At 66.2% G+C, this 2,016-nt stretch carries 2 protein-coding genes; both read left to right on the top strand.

Annotated features, from left to right (window positions below):
- A partial coding sequence (oadA, locus tag AC22LX_RS24745; RefSeq protein ID WP_487334265.1) for a sodium-extruding oxaloacetate decarboxylase subunit alpha occupies positions 1 to 1,521 on the top strand: 1,521 nt, incomplete at its 5' end.
- Positions 1,522 to 1,536: 15 nt separating this feature from the next.
- Positions 1,537 to 2,016, top strand: a 480-nt coding sequence (locus AC22LX_RS24740) for a sodium ion-translocating decarboxylase subunit beta (protein ID WP_487334264.1), incomplete at its 3' end; no start/stop codon positions are given.

Genomic DNA, 2,016 nt, shown 5'->3' with positions numbered 1-2,016 from the left:
GGCCAGAACCTGCTCGGCTACCGCCACTACGCCGACGACGTGGTGGCGCGCTTTGTCGAGCGCGCCGTCAAAAACGGCATGGACGTGTTCCGCGTTTTCGATGCCATGAACGACCCGCGCAACATGAAAGCCGCCCTGCAGGCGGTGCGCAGCCACGGCGCCCACGCCCAGGGCACCCTCAGCTACACCACCAGCCCGGCGCACACCCTGCAGACCTGGCTCGACCTCACCGAACAGCTGCTGGAGACCGGCGTCGACTCCATCGCCATCAAGGACATGTCCGGTATCCTCACCCCGCATGCCGCCTTTGAGCTGGTCAGCGAAATCAAAAAACGCTTTGCCGTCACCCTGCACCTGCACTGCCACTCCACCACCGGCATGGCGGAGATGGCGCTGCTGAAGGCTATTGAAGCCGGCGTCGACGGCGTCGATACCGCCATCTCCTCGATGAGCGCCACCTACGGCCACCCGGCCACCGAAGCGCTGGTGGCCACCCTCGCCGGGACCCGCTACGACACCGGCCTCGATATCCACAAGCTGGAGAGCATCGCCGCGTACTTCCGCGAGGTGCGCAAAAAATACCACGCCTTCGAAGGCCAGCTGAAAGGCACCGACAGCCGTATCCTGGTCGCCCAGGTGCCGGGCGGGATGCTCACCAACCTTGAGGGCCAGCTTAAACAGCAGAGCGCCGCCCACCGTCTGGATGAGGTGCTGGCGGAAATCCCCCGCGTGCGCGAGGACCTCGGCTTCATCCCGCTGGTGACTCCGACCTCGCAGATTGTCGGCACCCAGGCGGTGCTTAACGTGCTGGGCGGCGAGCGCTACAAAACCATCGCGAAAGAGACCGCCGGTATCCTGAAAGGCGAATACGGCCACACCCCGGCGCCGGTTAACGCCGCCCTGCAGGCGCGGGTGCTCGACGGCGCCGACGCCGTCACCTGCCGCCCGGCGGACCTGCTGAAGCCGGAGCTGGCGGAGCTTGAAGCCGACGTGAAACGCCAGGCGCAGGAGAAGGGCATCACGCTTGCCGAAAACGCCATCGACGACGTGCTCACCGTGGCGCTGTTCCCGCAAATCGGCCTGAAGTTCCTCGAAAACCGCCACAACCCGGCGGCCTTTGAGCCCGTGCCGCAGGTGGAAGAAGCAAAATCTGCCGCGCCGGCAAAAGCCGCCGCCTCCGGCGTCTACACCGTGGAAGTGGAAGGCAAAGCCTTCGTGGTCAAAGTCAGCGACGGCGGCGACGTCAGCCAGCTGACGGCGGCCACTCCGTCTTCCGCACCGGTTCAGGCAGCCGCCCCGGCAGGCGCCGGCACCCCGGTGACCGCGCCGCTGGCGGGCACCATCTGGAAGGTGCTGGCCAGCGAAGGCCAGGCGGTGGCGGAAGGCGAGGTACTGCTGATTCTGGAAGCCATGAAGATGGAAACCGAAATCCGCGCCGCGCAGGCCGGTACCGTACGCGGTATCGCGGTGAAATCCGGCGATGCGGTGGCGGTCGGCGACACCCTGCTGCAGCTGGCGTAAGGACGAGGAGCGCAAATGGAAAGTCTGAACGCCCTGATTCAGGGCATGGGGCTGATGCACCTGGGAGCCGGCCAGGCGGTGATGCTGCTGGTCAGCCTGCTGCTGCTGTGGCTGGCGATTGCGAAAAAGTTCGAGCCGTTACTGCTGCTGCCGATTGGCTTCGGCGGCCTGCTCTCCAATATCCCGGAGGCCGGGCTGGCGCTGAGCGCGCTGGAAAACCTGCTGGCCCACCACGACCCGGTCCAGCTGGCGGTGATTGCCGCGAAGCTCAACTGCGCGCCGGACGTCCACGCCATCAAGGAGGCGCTGGCGCTGGCCCTGCCGTCGGTACAGGGGCAGATGGAGACGCTGGCGGTGGACATGGGCTACTCCTCCGGAGTGCTGGCCATCTTCTATAAGGTGGCGATTGGCTCGGGTATCGCGCCGCTGGTGATCTTTATGGGCGTCGGGGCGATGACCGATTTCGGCCCGCTGCTGGCCAACCCGCGCACCCTG

It is taken from the genome of Klebsiella sp. PK01 (assembly GCF_057624675.1).
The sequence above is the reverse complement of the archived record's forward strand: the minus strand, read 5'-3'. Positions and strand labels throughout refer to the sequence as shown.